Raw genomic sequence first — 18,560 nt, 5'->3', positions numbered from 1 at the left:
CAGTTACGCTCCTCGCCTCCGTTTTCAAGGAGTGGCGGGTTTCACGGAGTGGCGGGGACGCGCGAGTACGTTCGAGGAGTGATCCGTCGCCGCCCGTCCTCGCCGCCCAGCGCGGTCGTGACCGTGGACACCCGCGTGGACACTGGCGCGGACACCGGAGCGGATGCGGCGGCGTTGGATGCGGCGGCCCCCGTCGCGAGCGGCCCGGTGTTCGTCCTCGTGCATGGCATCGGGGTCAGCTCGCGGTACTTCGAGCGCCTGGTGCCGGCGCTGTCCGGCGAGGGCAGGGTGTTCGCGGTCGACCTCCCCGGATTCGGGAGGGCCACGCGGCAGCGGCCCGCGCATCCCCTCTCCATCGACGACTTCGCCGACACGGTTGCGGAGGCGATGGACCGTGCCGGCCTCGCGGACGCCGTGGTGGTGGGCCACTCCATGGGCACCCAGGTCGCGGTGTCCCTCGCGGTGCGCCGGCCGGACCTGGTGCACGCTCTGGCGCTGCTCGGGCCGGTGACGGATCCATCGGATCGCACCGCCCTCAGATCCGGGATGCTGCTGGGCGTCGACACCCTGCGGGAGAGCCCGCGCGGCAATCTGCTCGTCGCCGCGGACTACCTGCGCTGCGGTCCGCGCTGGTACCTGGCGACCCTCCCGGCGATGCTGGATTACCCCATCGAGCGGGAGCTCGAGGCCGTCCGGATTCCGACGCTGGTCGTGCGCGGCGCCAGGGACCCGATCGCCCGCGCCGACTGGGTCGCCGAGCTCGCCCGCCGCTCCGGCGGCCGTGCGGTCACGGTTCCGTCCGTCGCCCACCTCGTCATGCACGGCGCGCCGTGGCGCACGGCCGCCCTCATCGCACAGGTCGCCGAGGTCGCAGCGTGAGGCGCACTCTGCTGCGGCGGGCGTCCGTCCTCCTCCTCGACTACCTCTATGCCGGCCGGTACCAACTGCGGGCCGCCTTCGATCGGAGCACGCCCGAGGCGATGGTGGCCGGGTCCGGCGACCGCGCACCCGTGGTGGTGCTGCCCGGGATCTTCGAGACCTGGCGATTCCTGCGCCCGCTGAGCGAGCACATCCACGCCGCCGGCCACCCGGTGCATGTCGTCACCGGCCTCGAGCGCAATCGGATGTCCGTCCCCGAGGCCGCCGCCCTGGTCCGTCGCCACCTGGAGGATCACGACCTCACCGACGTCGTGATCGTGGCCCACAGCAAAGGCGGCCTCGTCGCCAAGTACCTGATGGGGATGCCGGACGCAGGTCACCGGATCCGCGCGGTCGTCGCCGTCGGAACACCGTTCGCCGGTTCGGCACTGGCCCGGTTCATCCCGCTGCCGAGCGTCCGGGCGCTGACGCCGAGCGCGCCCGAGGTGCGACGGCTCGCCCTCAGCCAGGCGGCCAACGCGCGGATCGTGTCGGTCTGGGGCTGGTTCGACCCCCACGTCCCCGGTGGGAGCCGCCTCGAGGGCGCCAGGAACATCGAGCTGGAGGTGGGAGGCCACTTCCGCATCCTCGCCCGCCCGGAGCTGCTGTCGATCGTCGACGGGGTGCTCGCCGGCGGCCGCTGACCGCTGTGGTCAGGATGCGGGGCGCACCACGACGCAGCAGTGCGGTTCCGGGGGGACCAGCTCCGCTCGTTCCGGGTCGTCGTCGTGCCCGGCCAGGACGCCGCGCAGCAGCGCGTGGTTCACGCTGCAGACCACGTCGGCGTGTCGCTGCGCCAGGTGATGGAACGGGCAGTTGCGCAGGACGATCTCGTCGTTCTCCGCCACGGCCGGCTCGTAGCCGCGGTCGCGGAGGTCGTCGAGCAGATCCGTCTCGGGCCGTGCGCTGCGGCGGCCCTCGGTCTCCGCCGCGGTGAGCAGGGCATCGCGGAGGTGGCCGGTGGAGTCCGCGGCGACGGCGTCGGTCAGGAGGTGCGCGAGCAACCGGTAGTCGCGTTCGGGGACGGACACGGTCGTCTCGGCCCGGCTGCGGACGTATCGCTTGGCGGGTCGTCCCGCTCCCGGCCCCGTGCGGCCGTCCTCGCGGGCATAGCTCGTCTCCAGCAGTCCTGCCTCGGCGAGGCGATCGAGGTGGTAGGCGGCGAGGCTCCGGCTCATGCCGGTGGCTGTGGCGGCCTCTTCCCTGCCCACCGGCAGGTCCCGCGAGCCGACGTACTCGTAGAGCCGGCGCCGCGCGGGGTCGGAGAGGGCGCCGATGCCCTCCAGTGCGCTTTCGCGGCTCCGCTCATCCATGCCGCGATTCTATCAACAATGTATCTTGACAAAAAGGGCCGGGTCGTCGCAGGCTGGAGAAAAGCCGACAGGGAGGCTCACCATGAACGGCGCTGTGCACGCGGTGGAGATGGTGGAGCGCGACGAACGCGCCGAGCGGCCCGAGGGCCCGGAGCTGCATGCCGTCACCTCGCCCGGGCGGATCGACGCGGCAGCAGCGGAGAAGGCCGCCGCCCAGTTCCTGACCGCCCTCGGCGTCCCCCTCGAATCCGAGCACCTGCACGCGACGCCCGGCCGGATGGCGCGCGCCTGGGCCGAGATGCTCACGCCGCGGCCCTTCGAGATGACGACGTTCCCGAACGACGAGGGGTACGACGAGCTGGTCGTCGCCCGCGACATCCCCGTCCGCTCCCTCTGCGAGCACCACCTGCTGCCGTTCACCGGGCGGGCCTGGGTGGCCTACCTGCCGGGCGACCGCATCCTCGGCCTGTCCAAGCTCGCCCGGGTGGTCGAGCTCTTCGCATGTCGTCCGCAGACGCAGGAGCGGCTGACCAAGCAGGTGGCCGACTGGCTGCAGGAGCAGCTGCAGCCGCGTGCCGTCGGCGTGGTCATCGCCGCGGAGCACTCGTGCATGACCCTGAGGGGCGCCAACGCGGTCGGATCGAGCACGGTCACATCCACCCTGCTGGGCAGCCTGCGCGACGACCCCCGGTCGCGCGCCGAATTCCTGGCCGTCACCGGTATCGCGTCCTGAGCTTCCCGGCGATCATGGAAGTGTCGCCGCCTGCATCACGAGAAGGGAGCACCGATCATGTCCGATCCGCTGTCCGCACTGGCCGACGCCGGAGTCTCGATCTGGCTCGACGACCTGAGCAGGGAGATGCTCCGCTCGGGCCGCCTCGCCTCCCTCGTCGAGAATCGCTACGTCACCGGGGTCACCACCAATCCGACGATCTTCGCCGCCGCCATCGGCAAGCGGGAGACGTACGAGACCCAGCTCCAGGACCTCGCCGCCCGCGGCGCCGAGGTCGGCGAGGCGTTGCGCGAACTGACCACCCATGACGTCCGGGAGGCGTGCGACGTCCTCCGTCCCTGCTATGACGCGACGGGCGGCGTCGACGGACGCGTCTCCATCGAGGTGGATGCGCGGCTCGCCCACGACGCGGCCGGCATGATCGCCGAGGCGCGCTCGCTCTGGTGGAGCGTCGACCGGCCGAACCTCTTCATCAAGATCCCGGCGACGCTCGAAGGCCTTCCGGCGATCACCGCCTGCCTCGCCGAGGGAATCAGCATCAATGTGACGCTCATCTTCTCGCTGGCCCGCTACGGCCAGGTGATGGAGGCGTTCCTCGAGGGCATGCGCCAGGCCGTGCGCAACGGCCACGATCCGTCGCGGATGGCGTCGGTCGCCTCGTTCTTCGTGTCACGCGTGGACACCGAGGTCGACAAGCGCCTCGACGCCGTCGGCACCCCGGAGGCCGACCGCCTCCGCGGCCGGGCCGCCGTCGCGAACGCGCGGCTCGCGTTCCAGGCGTTCGAGGAGGTGCTCGCCGGCGACGCCTGGCGGGAGCTCTCGGCAGCCGGCGTCCGTCCGCAGCGGCCGCTGTGGGCATCCACGTCGACGAAGAACCCCGACTATCCGGACACCCGCTACGTCGTCGAGCTCGTCACCCGCGGCGTGGTGAACACGATGACCGAATCCACTCTGGATGCGGTGGCCGACCACGGCGTCATCCCGGCGGATTCCGTGCGCGACGGCTACACGGAGGCCCGGGCCGTTCTCGACGATCTCGCCGCGGTCGGCGTCGACTACGACGACGTGGTGGCCGTGCTCGAGGACGAGGGGATCGCGAAGTTCGCCGACTCGTGGAGCACCCTCTCCGACGAGCTGGAGGGCGCCCTCCGCCCCCGATGAGCCCGGGGAACCGCCGCGGTGAGCCCGGGAACGGTCGCCCCGGGTGAGCCCGCGAAGCGTCGGCCCGGGAAGCGTCGCTTCGCAGCGTCGGCGAGCCCCGCCCGCCGGCCTGGCGGCGCTGACCGAGGTCAGTCCTCGGTGAGCGCCTCCTTCGCGGCCTTCGGCAGCTTCCGCACCTTCGCGCGGCGCCGGCGGCGGTCGGGGATCATCGACCGCATCTCCTCCAGCCGCCCGAAGCAGAGCAGGCGGTCACCCGACTCCAGCACGACTCCGCTGCGCGGGTTCGGGATGACGGACGCGCCGCGGTGCAGCGTGAGCACCGTGATGTCGCGCTCCCACAGTCCCGAGTCGCGCAGCGACTTGCCGACGACATCCGCATTGGAGTGCACCACGAGCTCCGCCACCCCGTAACCGGTGGAGACGCTGAGCCGCTGCCGGACGTCGATCTCGGGGAACCCGACCTGGTTGTCGATGAAGTCGATGATGGCGCCCGCCACATCCAGTCCGGTCGCCCGCTCGATGCCTTCGAGTCCCGGCGAGGAGTTGACCTCCATCACCAGCGGACCGTCCTTGCCCTCGAGCATGTCCACGCCCGCCACGCGCAGGCCCATGATCTGCGCCGACCGGACCGCTGCCTCCTCGAACTCGGCAGTCAGCTCCACCTTCTCGACCGTCCCGCCGCGGTGCACGTTCGAGCGGAACTCGTCCCCGCTCGCCACCCGCCGCATCGCCGCCACCACGCGGTCGCCCACGACGAGCGCGCGGATGTCGCGGCCGCGGCTCTCCGCCACGAAGCTCTGGATGAGGACGTTCTGCTTCGTCGAGTGCAACGTCTCGATGATGGACTCGGCGATCTTGGCCTCCGGTGCGAGGATCACGCCGATCCCCTGCGTCCCCTCCAGCAGCTTGATGACGACCGGTGCGCCGCCGACGCGCTCGATCGCCATGCGCACGTCGGCCCGGCTGTTCACGAAGGCCGTGCGCGGCATCCCGATGTTGTGCCGGGAGAGGATCTGCGTGGCCCGCAGCTTGTCGCGCGAGTTCGTGATCCCGTTCGCGGTGTTCGGCGTGTAGACGTCCATCTGCTCGAACTGCCGCACGACGGCCGTGCCGTAGTAGGTGATGGAGTTGCCGATGCGCGGCAGGATGGCGTCGTAATCGGAGAGCAGGCGCCCGCGGTACTGCAGGTCCGGCTCGTCGCCGGAGAGGTCGATCGCGAACCGCAGCGTGTTGAGCACCTTGACCGTGTGACCGCGGGACTCGGCAGCCGATCGCAGCCGCTGAGTCGAGTACGCGTGCGGGGCGCGCGAGAGGATGGCGAGTTTCACGGGGGTGCTCCTGCGAAGATGGGGGAATGGCCGACCTCCATCCAACCACCGGGACGGCCGGCGCAGACACGGAAAGCGTCGATCCGCTCGGCGCCCGCACGGTCGGCTGGCGTGAGTGGGTGAGCCTTCCCGGCATCGGCGTGCCGTGGATCAAGGTGAAGGTGGACACCGGAGCCCGCAGCTCCTCCCTCCACGCCTTCGACATCGAGGAGCTTCCCGGCGACCGCGTGCGTTTCCGGGTGCAGCCGTGGCAGGACTCCGATCGGGATGCGGTGACCGCCGAGTGCGACGTGCACGACCGCCGCGTGGTGCGGAGCTCCTCCGGCCACGCGGAGGAGCGCGTCGTCGTGCTGCTCGACCTCGTGCTGGGCGGTCGGCCGGTGCACGCCGAGACGACCCTGACGAACCGGGATCAGATGGGGTTCCGGATGCTCGTCGGCCGGGAGGCGCTGCGCCAGGGGTTCCTTGTCGATCCGGCGCGCTCCTTCCTCGGGGGCCGCGCGCCGCGCGAGATCCGCCGCCGCAACCGCGGCGGCGAGCTCGGCTGAGGCCCCCCTCCGTCCTGCCCCGTCCCGTCCCGTTCTCGTCCCTCCCTCGTACCCCGTCCCTCCCCTCTCCCGGCGCTTTCCGTTAGACGGGAACGGAGGTGTTTCCGGGTCATTCCGCTCCGCGAGTCCTCCCTTTCCCGTCGACAGGCCCGTCCCGCGCAGGTTTCTCCTCCGTTTCCCACTGCCGACCTGGCTGTCGGAAACGGAGGAGAAGGGCAGGCGACTCGCCGGCTGTGACGCGAAAGGGAGGTGCTTCCATCTCCTGATTCGCCGATCCTCCTCCGTTTGCGACATTGGGAGACCGGACGTAGCCGGGAGAGACCGGAGAGACCGGAGAGACGGGAGAGACCGGAGAGACGGGAGAGACGGGAGGCGGGCGGGAGATCAGGTGAGGCCCAGCTCCCGCCGCCAGTGGGCCAGGAACTCGGCGCCCGCGTCGTCGTGGATGGCGTCGCCGATCGTGATCACCTCGTAGGGGCGATCGAGCAGGCCATCGGCGGGGCGCACATCCACGTGGGCGACCTCGTAGCCGGCGTCGTGCACGAAGTCGGCCATCTTGTAGTCGCTGCGAGAGTCGCCGACCGACCGCCAGCGGCGCGGGAGCAGACCACGGGCGGCGAAGTAGTCGAAGGCGCGTTGCGCGCCGCGGTCCTTGTCGAGCAGCACCGACTCGATGTCCGTGGAGATGATCGTCGGGTCGATCCGGTACGGCACCAGTCCATCCCGGTCGGGGATGGTGCGCTCGCCGTAGCGCAGACCGACGGCGAGGCCGGTCAGGATGTCGAACGCCGCCTCCTGGAACCGGGCCTGCGCCTCGGCATAGGTCTCCGCATCCACGTCGGTCCGCTGCTCGACCGAGATCATCGCGCGCTTGGTCTCGTCGAAGAACATCGTGTCGGCGAAGCGGTCGCGGACGAGCTGCCGGATGGCGTCGACGGCTTCCGGGGTGAAGGCGACCGTCTCATCCACCGTCACCTCGCCCATCCCCTCGCCCGTGATGGGCGCCCAGGCCCCGCCCTTCTCGAACACGCCGAACATGCGCGCGCCGTGCTGGTCGAGGGCGTCACCGAGTCCGGCGTCGCGAAGGGGAGCGACCACCTGGTTGCGGATGAAGTCGCCGGAACGTCCCGTGATGAACGCGATCGGGACGCCCGCCGCCGCAATGGCGACCAGGTCCGTGACGATGCTGCGGATGGCGATGGTCCGGGTGACGGGACTCGCGAGGGGTCCGTCCACATCGAAGAGGAGACCGAGATTGTGCACAGTCCATTCTGGCGGGTCGGCCGAGCGGCTCCGACTGCGCAGCGGCTCCGACTGCGCCACGGCTCCGACTGCGCCACAATGGACCCATGTCCCAGCCCGTTCCCGCAGTCGATCCGCTGTGGGATCCGGACGGGCCCAGCACGGTGGCGCTGGGGGACAATCTCGACGTGCTCGCCGGGCTGCCGGACGCGTCGTTCCGGCTGATCTATCTCGACCCGCCGTTCAACACCGGCAGGCCGCAGGCGCGGCAGACGTCGACCTCGGTTCGCTCCGCGGGCGGTGCCGGCAGCGTCATCGGCTTCAAGGGCCGCAGCTACGAGCGCATCAAGGGCGACCTGCTCAGCTACGACGACCGTTTCGAGGACTACTGGGGGTTCCTCGAGCCACGCCTCATCGAGGCCTGGCGCGTGCTGGCCGCCGACGGGACGCTGTACCTCCATCTCGACTACCGTGAAGCGCACTACGCCAAGGTGCTGCTGGATGCGCTGTTCGGCCGCGAATCATTCCTCAATGAGATCATCTGGGCCTACGACTACGGGGCCAAGCCGAAGAACCGCTGGCCGGCGAAGCACGACACGATCCTCGTCTACGTCAAGGACCCCGCGGCGTACCTGTTCGACTCGGCCGCCGTCGAACGCGAGCCCTACATGGCGCCGGGCCTCGTCACGCCCGAGAAGGCGCAGTTGGGCAAGCTCCCGACGGACGTCTGGTGGCACACCATCGTGTCGCCCACCGGACGCGAGAAGACCGGCTATCCCACCCAGAAGCCGGAGGGCGTGCTCCGCCGCATCGTGCAGGCGTCGAGCCGCGAGGGGGACTGGGTGCTCGACTTCTTCGCAGGCAGCGGGACGACCGGAGCGGTCGCAGCGGGCCTCGGCCGGCGCTTCCTGCTGGTCGACAGCAACCCCGAGGCGGTGACCGTGATGCGGGCGCGGCTGGCAACCTGCGAGCCCGCGGTGCGCTTCGTCGGCTGACCGCGCCACGCCGGATGCGGTCGCTTCTGAGGCTCTTCGGGTTCGCTCGGCGTTCGTCGGGAAATCTCAGAGTCGCGTGTGGAAGGGTGGTTGCACCATGCGTTCGAGCCTCCGCCCTCTCCCCTTCCTCTGGGGTGCGCTCGTCTGCGCCGCACTTTTCGTCGTGGTCTACTTCGTCTTCGTGCGCAGCTACATCGGCCAGGTGATCGACGAACGAGCCTTCGCCGGCGCGGACGCCTGGAAGGGCGGCGTGATCGAGTTCGCTCACGCCTTCCTCAACGCGCTGCCGGTGGCGTCCGTCATCATCGGGGCGATCGTCGCGCTGGTGATCGTACTCGTCCGGCGCAACTGGCTGGTCTTCGCGGTCGCCGTCGGTGCTGCGATCGGCGCGAACGTGAGCACGCAGGTGCTGAAGTACACCATCCTCTCCCGGCCGGAGAAGGGAGTGGATGCGGGGCTCGCCAACTCGCTCCCGTCCGGGCACACGGCGGTCGCCGCCTCCGCCGCCCTCGTGGTGTTCCTGCTCGCCGCTCCGCGTTTCCGTCCGCTCGCCGCGGTCATCGGGTCGATCTTCGCGATCGCCGCCGGCGCCTCCACCCTCGTGGAGCAGTGGCACCGTCCGAGCGACGTGGTGGCCGGGATGCTGGTCGTCGCCTTCTGGGGGTGCCTGGCGGGCCTGGTGCTGTCGGGGCTGCGGCTGCCGAGTGCCGAACCGCCGGTGCGCACCGCGCTGTGGCCGCTGGTGTGGATCGGCGCCGTGTGCGCGGCGGGCTCCATCATCGCCCTGCTGGTCACGTACTTCTCGACCCAGTCCGGCACCGAGCACCTCTTCATCGCCTACGCGGGCGGTGTCGCGGCGATCGTGGCGACCGGCTTCGTGCTCGCCGCGCTCGGTAACCGGCTGTACCGCCGCCTCGCCTGAGGCGGCGCCACATCCCGGTCGTCGCGATCCGTCGCGGCCGACCGTCACGGCCGGCCGTCGCCGCGGTCCCTCGCGGCCGACCGTCGCGGCCGGCCGTCGCCGACCGCCGCGGCCGACCGTCACAGCCAGGCGCGCAATGCCCCCGGCACCCTCCCGAACCTCGGATTGAGCCTCTCCACCATCGTCGTGAGCGAGAATCGCCGGGCCGCCGAAGGCCAGGCCACGACGACCACCGTCAGGAGCGCCATCAGCGGGTACTCCCAGATCAGCTGATCCGCCGACCAGTACAGCATCAGCGTCAGGGCCGAGACCAGTGCGGCCGCACGCGTGAAGGCTCCCAGGATGAGGGCGACGCCGAGTCCGGTCTCCAGCAGGGGGATCCCGATCCCGAAGAGCCAGGGTGCCTGCTCGAGCGTCGCATGGGCGAACGCGGTGAAGTAGCCGGGGACGCGCGAGTTGGAGTCTCCGGCATGGGCGACGAGCAGGATGTCCGCAGAGCCGAATCCCGCCTGGTACTTGACCAGCCCCTCGAGGAAGAGCCACATGGCGCCGAGGGCGACCCTCGCCGCACCGACCAGGGCCGATGCGACGAGGGTCGGCGCCACGACCGGCGGTGCGACGCGGGGCGCCGGCGCGAGCTGCCCGGTCATGACAGGGTCGCTGCTCCGAAGACGGCCTTCGCCTTGTCGCAGTGGATGACGACGTCCGTGTAGGACGACGAGTCGATGCCGCTCAGCGAGAAGGTCTGGTCGGTCTTGTCGAACGCGACAGCCTTGATCTCCTTGCCCGCGCTGACGGCAGCTTCGTCGGTTCCGGAGGTCAGGTAGACGTGCAGGTCGGGGCCTTCGTCCGACGAGAAGCCCGAGAGGGTGAGGGTGCCGCCGCTGATGGAGACCGTGCCGGACACCTTCTTGTCGTTGAGCCCGGCGAACGTGCCCGTGCGGCTGTCCGACGAGGACGACGACGACGCGGACGACGACGCGGAGGACGAGGGGCTGGCGCTCGTGCCGGCATCTGCACTCGCACTGCAGGCGGTGAGGCCGGCGGCGAGGGCCAGAGCGGCGGCTGCGAGGGTGATCTTCTTGCGCATGGGGAGGGTGCTCCTTATTCGTTTCGCTGGGCGTTCTGCCGGCAGCGGAACGAACGTAACAACCAGGAGAGCCACAGGGATCAGTCATTTCAGATCTGTAAGAATTGCTGCGCAGTCCCCAGGCTGTGGAGAAGACTCGGACCATGACCCCCGCCCAGCCGTCGCACGTGATGGTCGTCGAAGACGACCGCACGGTCCTGACCGTGGTGCGCGACTACCTCCGCACAGCCGGCTACGTCGTGTCCGGCTACACCGACGGAGTGAGCGGCCTCAGGGCCCTGCGCGAGCGGCTCCCGGACGTCCTCATCCTCGACCGGATGCTGCCCGGGATCAGTGGCGACGAGCTCTGCCGGGAGGCCCGCGAGCTGGCCGCCCAGCTGCCGATCATCATGCTGACCGCTCTCGATCAGGTCGACGACCGGATCGAGGGGTTGGAGCACGGCGCCGACGACTACCTCCCCAAGCCCTTCGCGCTGCGCGAGCTCGTGCTCCGTGTGAACGGTATGGTGCGGCGCACCGCTGCTGCGGGACCGCCGGAAGCGTTCTCGGCCGGGCCGTTCCGTGTGGATCCGGTTCGCCGACTGGTGTGGGCGTCGGGCAGTCCGGTCCTGCTCACGGGCCGTGAGTACGAGCTCCTCGTGTTCTTCCTCGAGAACGCGGACCGGGTCGTCACCCGCGACGAGGTGCTGCGGGAGGTCTGGGGCTGGAACCGGGGCGACCCGTCGACCGTCACCGTGCACATCCGCCGTCTCCGCGAGAAGATCGAGCCGGAACCCCACGACCCGCGCACCCTGCTCACGGTCTGGGGCCAGGGCTACCGGTTCGCGGTGAACGGCGATCCGGCATGAACGGAGCGTCGAGGTGAAGGACTCGGACCTCTGGATCATCCTCCTCACCACCCTCGGCTGCACCTCGGTCGTGTTCCTGGTGGCCGCCGTGGTGCTGCGCACCGCTCGCCGCGCATCCATCGGCTGGCGGATCGCCGTCATCGTGGCCGCTGCCATCGCATCCATCGCCGGATCGACGGTCGCGATTTCGGCCGGGATGTACATCTCCGCGCACGATGTCGAGGCCCTGTTCTGGATCGTGTCCGTCTCCAGCGTCTTCAGTCTCGTCGGCGCCTGGCTGGTGGCCCGCGGCGTGCGGCGGTCGATCGCGGGCCTGACCGAGTCCGCGAGGCGCATCGCCGACGGGGAGGTCGTCCTCCGGCGCTCGGGCGAGGCCAAGGAGCTCGCCGGGATGTCGGCACAGCTCGCCGAGACCTCCGAGCGCTTGGCGGCGGCCCGGGCGGAGCTGGAGCGATTGGATGCTGCCCGCCGCACCTTCTTCTCCTGGATCTCCCACGACCTGCGTACCCCGCTGACCGGTGTGCGGGCGCTGGCGGAAGCTCTCGAGGACGGCGTGGCCGCCGATCCCGCCGACTACGTGAGCCGCATCCGGCAGCAGGCCGACACCATGAGCCGCATGGTGGACGACCTCTTCGAGCTGTCGCGCCTGCAGAGCGGCACGCTGCGTCCGCGCTGCGAGCATGTGGGGCTTCTGGACCTCGTGTCGGACGCGGTCTCGGACGTACGCACCCTGGCGGAGGCACGCGACATCTCGATCGCGCACGGCGCGGTGGGTCCGGACACGGTCTGGGCCGACCCGTACCTTCTCGGCCGCGTCCTCGTGAACCTGGTCGGGAACGCTGTGCGGCACGCTCCCGTCGGCAGCACCATCGTGGTCTCCGCCTTGCGCACACCGACGGCGACCGTGATCGGCGTGCTCGACCGGGGTGCAGGCGTGCCGGAGGCCGACCTCGACCGGATGTTCGAGGTCGGCTGGCTGGCGGACTCCGCGCGGACGCCGGAGCGGATCCCGGGCGCGTCGGGGGCGGGGCTGGGCCTCGCGATCGTCCGCGCCATCGTGGAAGCCCACGAGGGAACGGTCCGCGCAGAGCACCGGCCCGAGGGCTTCCAGCTCGCGGTCGAGCTGCCCAACTCTCCCGCGTAGCCCGGCGCTCCCTCTGCCGAAGTGCTCGTTGTTGCACGGCCGTCCGGCGTGTCGACTGCAACAACGAGCACCTCGGCGCCCGGCGGCTAGCGAACATGCGGTCCCCCGGGTCAGGGCTTCTCGCGCAGTGCAAACATGCCGCGACCATACGCCCCCCGCGCCCCCCGCGCCCCGCCCCCCACCGTCGAGTACACGAAGATTTCACGCAACACGCCGTGCAACCGTGCAATCTCTGCGGACTCGACGGTGGGGCTCGACGGGGGGCGACGGAGAGGGCGGCGCGGGCGAGCGCGACGGGGGGTCAGGTGCTCTGGCGGACCACGAGTTCGGTGGGCAGCAGCGTCACGCGCTCGACGGACTCGCCGGCCATCCGGCGCACCAGCACCCGCGCCATGGTCTCGCCGAGCCGGATCGACGGCTGGTGCACCGTCGTCAGGGGCGGCGTCGACATCAGGCCGAAGTTGTCGTCGTCGTAGCCGACCACCGCGATGTCACCGGGGATGCTCAGGCCGGCCTCGTGGATCGCCGAATAGGCTCCGGCCGCCATCTGGTCGTTCGCGGCGAAGAGCCCGTCGATCGGACGTCCGTCGGCGAGCAGCCGGCGCATCGCCTCCATCCCGGAGGCCGGCGAGAAGTCGCCGAAGGCGACCAGTGAGGTGTCCAGCCCGGCCGCCTCCAGCGCCTGCGCCCAGCCGGTGAGGCGGTCGAGGCCGGCGGGCATGTCCTGGGGACCGGTGATGAGCGCGATGTTCCGCCGGCCGCGGTCGATGAGGTGCTGGGCGGCGACCCGCGCGCCTGCGACATTGTCCACATCCACGTAGTACGACTCATGCTCGCTCACGCTCACGGGACGTCCGCCGAACACCAGCGGGAGGGAGGCGCCGAGCTGCGCGTAGGAGTGGTCGCCCGAGTGGTGCGAGACGACCAGCGCGCCGTCCACGTTGCCGCCCATCAGGTAGCGCCGGGTCTTGTCGGGCGTGGTCTCCGACGAGATGACCATGTTCAGCGTGTACTCGGTGTCGGCCAGGCTGAGCGCGACCCCCTGCACGATGGAGGCGAAGAACGGGTCGGCGAACACCTTCGCCGTCGACTCCGGCACCACCAGCGCGACCACCTGCGTCCGGCGCGACGCCAGCGAGCGGGCGGCGCGATTGGGCACGTAGTTGAGGTCGGCGATGGCCCTCTCGACGACGGCCACCACTTCGGCGGTGACCTTCGGCGAGCCGTTGACGACGCGGGAGACGGTCGCCCGGGAGACTCCGGCGCGCGCAGCCACCGCCTCCAGGGTGGGCACCGTGCGGCCGGCCACCTGCTCCGTCGTCATCGGGCCTCCTCCTCGCCTGCGTCCATGCTAGACGCGGGACGCGGCGGTCTCTTCCAGCGCCTCCCCGGCTCGTGCGTCCGCGATCACCCGAGCGAACGCGCGGGCCGAGTCCTTCACCGTGCGGACCTGCGTGTCGTAGTCGACCCGCACGATGCCGAACCGCTTCGCGTACCCCCACGCCCACTCGAAGTTGTCGAGCAGTGACCAGACGAAGTAGCCGCGCACGTCCACCCCAGCGTCGATCGCCCGGCCGACGGCGTCGATGTGCGCGATGATGTAGTGCTCGCGCTCGCTGTCGTGCACGCTCCCGTCCTCCGCCACGACATCGTCGTAGGAGGCGCCGTTCTCCGTGATGTACAGCGGCGGGAGGGTCGGGTAGTCCCTGTCGAGACGCACCAGCAGGTCGCGCAGCCCCTCCGCGTTGACCTCCCATCCCATCGCCGTCGTGGGCAGGTGCCGAGATGGGAAGGTCACATACTCGCTGCCCACGAACGGGGACGACGTCGGACGATCGGTCGGCGTCACGCCCGCAGGAGCATCCGCGGGGAGGGGATGCCCGCTGACGTTGTCGTCGTGGTAGTAGTTCACGCCGAGGAAGTCGATGGGCTGGGCGATGGCGGTCAGGTCCCCGTCGTGGACGAGCTCCTCGAAGCGGTGCTCGCGCACATCCTCCAGCACGTCGGCGGGGTAGGCGCCGAGCAGCAGCGGCTCCAGGTACATCCGGTTCCACAGCCCGTCGATGCGTCGCGCCGCTTCCACATCCGCGGGGTCGCCCGGGTCGTTCGGCACGGCGGTCGTCAGGTTGAGCGTGATGCCGAGACGCAGGGTCGCCTCCCGCCCCTCCGCCGCAGCCCGCTCGCGGATCACCTCGACAGCGAGACCGTGCGCGAGATGCTGGTGGTGGAGGGCGGCGAGCCCGGCGCGCGGCTCCTGGCGGCCCGGCGCGTGCTCGCCCCCGGCGTACCCGATGAGGGAGGAGCACAGCGGCTCGTTGAAGGTCGTCCAGTGGTCGACCCGGTCGCCGAGAGCGTCGTACACGGCGGTCGCGTAGTCGCGGAACCGGTACGCCGTGTCGCGCGACGCCCATCCACCCCTGTCTTCGAGGGCCTGCGGCAGGTCCCAGTGATAGAGCGTCAGCCAGGGCAGGATGCCGGCCTCGAGCAGCTCGTCGACCAGCCGGTCGTAGAACGCCAGCCCGGCCGGATTCACGGACCGGTCGCCCGGCTTCACCCGCGCCCACGATGTCGAGAAGCGGTACGACTGCAGCCCGAGCGAGGCCATCAGCGCGACGTCCGCCGGCATCCGGTGGTAATGGTCGACCGCCGCTTCCGGAGTGTCGCCGCCGGCGATCGCGCCGGGGACGCGTGCGAACGCATCCCAGATCGAGTCTTCCTTTCCGTCTTCGTGGGCGGCGCCTTCGATCTGCGCGGCCGCGGTGGCCGACCCCCAGAGGAAGCCATCGGGCCAGGTGCGTTTCATTCTCAACCTTTCACCGCGCCCGCCATGATGCCGGAGACCAGCTGCCGGCCGGCGAGCACGAAGAGGATCAACAGGGGGATGGTGGCGAGCACGGCTCCGGCGAGCACGATCGAATAGTCGACGTACTTCGCCGACTGCAGCTGGCTGAGCGCGACCTGCAGGGTCGGGTTCTGCGGCGCGACGAGCAGCGGCCAGAGGTAGTCCGTCCACGCGGTCATGAAGGTGAACAGGCCGAGGATCGCCATCGCCGGGCGTGCGGCCGGGACCCCGACGTGCCAGAAGGTGCCGATCATGGTCGCGCCGTCCACCCGCGCGGCTTCGATCAGCTCGTCGGGGATCACGTCCACCAGGTACTGGCGCATGAAGAACACGCCGAACGCGGTGACCAGGGTCGGCACCATGACCGCGCCCAGCGTGCCGGTCCAGCCGAACTGCTTCATCACCATGAACAGCGGGATGATGCCGAGCTGCGTCGGCACGGCCAGCGTCGCGACGACGAACACCATGAGCCCTTCCCGCCCGCGGAACCGCAGCTTGGCGAAGGCGTAGCCGGCGAGCGTCGAGAAGGCGACGACCGAGAGCGTGATCACGGTCGCGACGATGAGCGAGTTGCCGAGTGCGAGCCAGAACGGGACCGTGTCGAGGACCTGGCCGACGTTCGTCCAGAACTGTCCTCCCGGCAGCAGTGGCGGCCACGTGGAGGTCAGCACTGTGCTGTCGCTCGATCCTGCGACGAACGACCACCACAGCGGGTAGGCGCCGCCGAGGAAGATGGCGAGCAGGATGCCGTAGGTCAGGAAGCCGGGGCGCCGGTCGATGCCGAGCGCCCTGCGCTTCGGAGACCGGGACGGCCGGACATCGCGGGACGGCCGGAGGTCGCGGGTCGTGGCGGTCATGCGTTCTTCTCCTCGCTCGAAGCGGCCAGGAGGCGGGAGGCTTGAAGCCGTCTCGCGGTGCGCCGTCGATGAACCCGGGCCTCGGTGGAGGCGATCCGGCGCGAGATCAGGAAGTTGAGCACGCCGAAGATGACGATGAGCAGGAACAGGAGCCAGGCGATCGCCGACGCCTTGCCGAAGTTCTGGCGGTTGAACGCCATGTCCCAGAGGTAGAGCACGGTCGTCTGGTACTGCCGCTGCGGCCCGCCCGGCACTGCGCTCGAGGGATTGAACAGCTTGGGCTCGGTGAAGATCTGCAGTCCGCCGATCGTCGCCGTGACGATGACGAAGATCATGGTGGGACGGATGCTCGGCAGCGTGATCGAGAAGAAGCGGCGGAACGACCCGGCGCCGTCCAGCGCGGCCGACTCGTGGATGTCGCGCGGCACCGCCTGCATGGCCGCGAGGAGGATGAGCGCGTTGTAGCCCGTCCACCGCCAGTTGACCATGGATGCGATGGCGATGTGCGAGGGGAAGGTCTCGGTCTTCCACATCACCGGGTGGAGCCCGACCGCCTGCAGCATGTTGTTGATGAGGCCGTACTTCTCGTCGAACGCGCTGGAGAAGATCAGCGTGACCGCCACGGGCGTGACGACGTAGGGGAGCAGGACGCTCATCCGCCAGAAGGTCTTGGCGCGCAGGTTCTGGTCGAGGATCGCGGCGATGAACACGGCGGCGATCAGCTGCGGGATGGCGGAGAGCAGGAAGATGCTGACCGTGTTGAACAGCGAGTTCCAGAAGAACGGATCGCTCAGCTCGGACGCGTAGTTCTTGAAGCCGACCCAGTCGCCGGGACCGGTCAGCAGGTTCCAGTTGTTGAGCGACACGACGAACGTGTAGACGAGCGGGAACAGCCCGACGAGTCCGAAGAGGACGAAGAACGGGGCCACGTAGAAGTAGGGCGACGCTTTCACGTCGAAGCGGCTCAGTCGCTGCGCGAAGGTGAGGCCGGCGCGGGGGCCGCGTCCGCGCCGGGAGGCGGAGGCGGGGGCGACCGGGACGGCCGGCGGCTCTTCCCGGGTGGTGGCGGTGGTGGTCATGGCGGTCCTCCCGTGGAGCAGGCCCCCGCCGCTTCGGCTGCAGCGGGGGCCCGGGTGCGGATTCGGGTTACTTGTTGACGACCAGCTGGTCGAGCAGCTTCATGGCGTTGCTCCACGCCTGGTCGCCGTTCGCCTTGCCGGAGTCGAGCTGCTGCACCGACGGTCCGAACACCTGCGACTGGATCACGGAGTCATCCGGTCCCTTGTACTGGGCGACGACGCCCTTCGCGCGCTCGCTGAGGATCTGACCGATCGGAGCGTTGTTGAAGAACTTCGTCAGGTCGCTCGAGCCGGTGACCCCGGGGTCGCTCTGCGCGGCCGTGACCGACGGGAACGTGCCGGCGGCCTGGAAGGTCTGGACCTGCGACTTGGCGGTGGTCAGCCAGGCGGCGAGGGCAGCGGCCTCCTTCGGGTGCTTGGACTGCTTCGGGACCGTCAGGAACGATCCACCCCAGTTGGCTGAACCGCCCGGGAACACGTTGGCGAAGTCCCAGCCGGTGGTGGCGTCGCCGCCGCCTGCCTTGACCTGTCCCTGCACGACACCGAGCATCCAGCCCGGGCAGACGAACGTGGCGAAAGAGCCGTCCGTGAACGCCTTGCCCTTGCCCCAGTCCCACTGGGTCTGGTTGGACGAGAGACCGGCCGCTGCGCCACCGGCGAGCTTCGACCACAGCGTCTTGAGGTCGCTGTTGTTCTCGATGTTGAGCTTGCCGTCCGTGGTGTAGTAGCCCTCCTTCTGCTGGTTCACCATGGCGTTCCAGATGAAGCCGGACTGGTCGTACCAGGCCTTGCCGGTGGCCTTGTGGTACTGCTCGCCGACCTTGAAGAAGTCGTCCCAGGTGGCGTTGTCGCCGCCGAACAGCTTCGCGACCGACTCTCGGTCGCTGGGGAGACCCGCCGCGGCGAAGAGCTTGCCGTTGTAGCAGAGGCCCTCCGGGCCGATGTCGGTGCCGTAGCCGATGATGCGGCCGTTCTTGTCGGTGGCCTGCTTCAGCTTCCAGTCGACCCAGCGGCTCTTGATGTCGTCGGCGCCGTAGTCCTTCAGGTCGTTGAACTGGTCCGAGACCTGCATGACCTTGCTGAGCCAGCCTTCCTCGACGGCCTGGACGTCGGGGAGGCCGCTGCCGGCGGCCTCCTTCGTCTGCCAGTCGGTGAGCGCGTTGTCACCGGTGTCGATGTTGGTGGCCTTGATCGTGATGCCGGGGTGCTCCTTCTCGTACTGCGCGTAGAGCTTGTCGAAGCCCATCGTGCCGAACGTGGTGACGGTCAGCGTGACGGGTCCGGAGGTGGATCCGCCGCCACCGCTGGATGAGCATCCGGCTGCGATGAGGGCGAAGGATGCTGCGCCGGCGACGGCCGCGGCGATCCTGGTGCGTCGTGAGAGCTTCACGGGTCACTCCTTTGTGCGTGTCTGTTGTGTGCGCGTGTCTGTGCGTCTGCTGCGTGAGAGCGCTCTCACGTGAAACGGTGAGAGCGCTCTCACGCGTTGGAACAGAATCTAAGCCGCACCACCCGCCCCTGTCAAGACTTTTGTGATCGC

The 18,560-nt window shown here is 69.9% G+C and carries 19 protein-coding genes; 9 read left to right on the top strand and 10 right to left on the bottom strand.

The features are described 5' to 3' along the window. Positions 1–78: 78 nt before the first annotated feature. Positions 79–879 (top strand): alpha/beta fold hydrolase, encoded by an 801-nt coding sequence (locus tag BM287_RS15150; protein ID WP_280140961.1) that lies wholly within the window; start codon positions 79–81, stop codon positions 877–879. After that, positions 876–1,562 (top strand): esterase/lipase family protein, encoded by a 687-nt coding sequence (locus tag BM287_RS15145; RefSeq protein ID WP_244528356.1) that lies wholly within the window; start codon positions 876–878, stop codon positions 1,560–1,562. Before BM287_RS15150 ends, BM287_RS15145 begins: the two co-directional genes overlap by 4 nt. 9 nt (positions 1,563–1,571) lie before the next feature. On the opposite strand, the gene BM287_RS15140 is transcribed toward BM287_RS15145, so the two are convergent. Further along, positions 1,572–2,231, bottom strand: a complete 660-nt coding sequence (locus BM287_RS15140; protein ID WP_090041062.1) for a helix-turn-helix transcriptional regulator — start codon at positions 2,229–2,231, stop codon at positions 1,572–1,574. An 82-nt stretch (positions 2,232–2,313) separates the two neighbouring features. Here BM287_RS15140 and folE point away from each other — a divergent pair, with 82 nt between their 5' ends. Next, positions 2,314–2,964: a GTP cyclohydrolase I gene (folE, locus tag BM287_RS15135; RefSeq protein WP_244528354.1), complete on the top strand. Its 651-nt coding sequence runs from the start codon at positions 2,314–2,316 to the stop codon at positions 2,962–2,964. A 57-nt stretch (positions 2,965–3,021) separates the two neighbouring features. Beyond that, positions 3,022–4,125 (top strand): transaldolase, encoded by a 1,104-nt coding sequence (gene tal / locus BM287_RS15130; protein WP_090041058.1) that lies wholly within the window; start codon positions 3,022–3,024, stop codon positions 4,123–4,125. A gap of 128 nt (positions 4,126–4,253) precedes the next feature. On the opposite strand, the gene rimK is transcribed toward tal, so the two are convergent. Then, on the bottom strand, positions 4,254–5,453 hold the full coding sequence (rimK, locus tag BM287_RS15125; protein ID WP_090041056.1) for a 30S ribosomal protein S6--L-glutamate ligase: 1,200 nt from the start codon (positions 5,451–5,453) through the stop codon (positions 4,254–4,256). Positions 5,454–5,479: 26 nt separating this feature from the next. Here rimK and BM287_RS15120 point away from each other — a divergent pair, with 26 nt between their 5' ends. Then, positions 5,480–6,001 carry an ATP-dependent zinc protease family protein gene (locus BM287_RS15120; RefSeq protein ID WP_280140960.1) on the top strand — a complete coding sequence of 174 codons (522 nt, stop codon included), beginning with the start codon at positions 5,480–5,482 and terminating at the stop codon, positions 5,999–6,001. Positions 6,002–6,385: 384 nt separating this feature from the next. On the opposite strand, the gene BM287_RS15115 is transcribed toward BM287_RS15120, so the two are convergent. After that, positions 6,386–7,264 carry a hypothetical protein gene (locus tag BM287_RS15115; protein ID WP_090041055.1) on the bottom strand — a complete coding sequence of 293 codons (879 nt, stop codon included), beginning with the start codon at positions 7,262–7,264 and terminating at the stop codon, positions 6,386–6,388. A gap of 86 nt (positions 7,265–7,350) precedes the next feature. Between BM287_RS15115 and BM287_RS15110 the strand changes: the two genes are divergently transcribed. After that, the gene (locus BM287_RS15110; protein ID WP_090041053.1) at positions 7,351–8,238 is read left to right on the top strand and encodes a DNA-methyltransferase; all 888 of its coding nucleotides are present in this window, start codon (positions 7,351–7,353) and stop codon (positions 8,236–8,238) included. Between the two features lie 97 nt (positions 8,239–8,335). Next, the gene (locus tag BM287_RS15105; protein WP_090041052.1) at positions 8,336–9,160 is read left to right on the top strand and encodes a phosphatase PAP2 family protein; all 825 of its coding nucleotides are present in this window, start codon (positions 8,336–8,338) and stop codon (positions 9,158–9,160) included. A 119-nt stretch (positions 9,161–9,279) separates the two neighbouring features. Here BM287_RS15105 and BM287_RS15100 read toward each other — a convergent pair whose 3' ends face one another. Both BM287_RS15100 and BM287_RS15095 read right to left on the bottom strand, forming a co-directional pair. Then, on the bottom strand, positions 9,280–9,810 hold the full coding sequence (locus BM287_RS15100; RefSeq protein WP_090041050.1) for a DoxX family membrane protein: 531 nt from the start codon (positions 9,808–9,810) through the stop codon (positions 9,280–9,282). After that, positions 9,807–10,250, bottom strand: a complete 444-nt coding sequence (locus tag BM287_RS15095) for a DM13 domain-containing protein (RefSeq protein ID WP_090041048.1) — start codon at positions 10,248–10,250, stop codon at positions 9,807–9,809. The genes BM287_RS15100 and BM287_RS15095 overlap by 4 nt, the downstream gene beginning before the upstream one ends. Positions 10,251–10,393: 143 nt before the next feature. Here BM287_RS15095 and BM287_RS15090 point away from each other — a divergent pair, with 143 nt between their 5' ends. Both BM287_RS15090 and BM287_RS15085 read left to right on the top strand, forming a co-directional pair. After that, positions 10,394–11,098, top strand: a complete 705-nt coding sequence (locus BM287_RS15090; RefSeq protein ID WP_244528352.1) for a response regulator transcription factor — start codon at positions 10,394–10,396, stop codon at positions 11,096–11,098. 13 nt (positions 11,099–11,111) lie between these two features. Further along, positions 11,112–12,242 carry a sensor histidine kinase gene (locus BM287_RS15085; protein WP_090041045.1) on the top strand — a complete coding sequence of 377 codons (1,131 nt, stop codon included), beginning with the start codon at positions 11,112–11,114 and terminating at the stop codon, positions 12,240–12,242. A 301-nt stretch (positions 12,243–12,543) separates the two neighbouring features. Here the strand turns inward: BM287_RS15085 and BM287_RS15080 are convergent, their stop codons facing one another. The 5 genes from BM287_RS15080 to BM287_RS15060 all read right to left on the bottom strand — a co-directional run bounded on the left by BM287_RS15080 (position 12,544) and on the right by BM287_RS15060 (position 18,410). After that, positions 12,544–13,566, bottom strand: a complete 1,023-nt coding sequence (locus BM287_RS15080) for a LacI family DNA-binding transcriptional regulator (protein ID WP_090041043.1) — start codon at positions 13,564–13,566, stop codon at positions 12,544–12,546. Positions 13,567–13,593: 27 nt separating this feature from the next. Continuing rightward, a complete protein-coding gene (locus BM287_RS15075; RefSeq protein ID WP_090041040.1) occupies positions 13,594–15,045 on the bottom strand; it encodes a GH1 family beta-glucosidase in 1,452 nt (483 codons plus the stop codon). A gap of 2 nt (positions 15,046–15,047) precedes the next feature. Then, positions 15,048–15,941 (bottom strand): carbohydrate ABC transporter permease, encoded by an 894-nt coding sequence (locus BM287_RS15070; RefSeq protein ID WP_090041038.1) that lies wholly within the window; start codon positions 15,939–15,941, stop codon positions 15,048–15,050. Further along, positions 15,938–17,020, bottom strand: a complete 1,083-nt coding sequence (locus tag BM287_RS15065; RefSeq protein WP_090041034.1) for a carbohydrate ABC transporter permease — start codon at positions 17,018–17,020, stop codon at positions 15,938–15,940. The genes BM287_RS15070 and BM287_RS15065 overlap by 4 nt, the downstream gene beginning before the upstream one ends. Before the next feature lie 67 nt (positions 17,021–17,087). Next, positions 17,088–18,410 carry an ABC transporter substrate-binding protein gene (locus BM287_RS15060; protein WP_090041032.1) on the bottom strand — a complete coding sequence of 441 codons (1,323 nt, stop codon included), beginning with the start codon at positions 18,408–18,410 and terminating at the stop codon, positions 17,088–17,090. Positions 18,411–18,560: the final 150 nt, after the last annotated feature.

The sequence above is a fragment of the Leifsonia sp. CL147 genome, from assembly GCF_900114565.1.
GTDB lineage: Bacteria > Actinomycetota > Actinomycetes > Actinomycetales > Microbacteriaceae > Leifsonia.
Note: the sequence above shows the minus strand (reverse complement) of the source record. Positions and strands in the feature narration are given on the sequence as shown.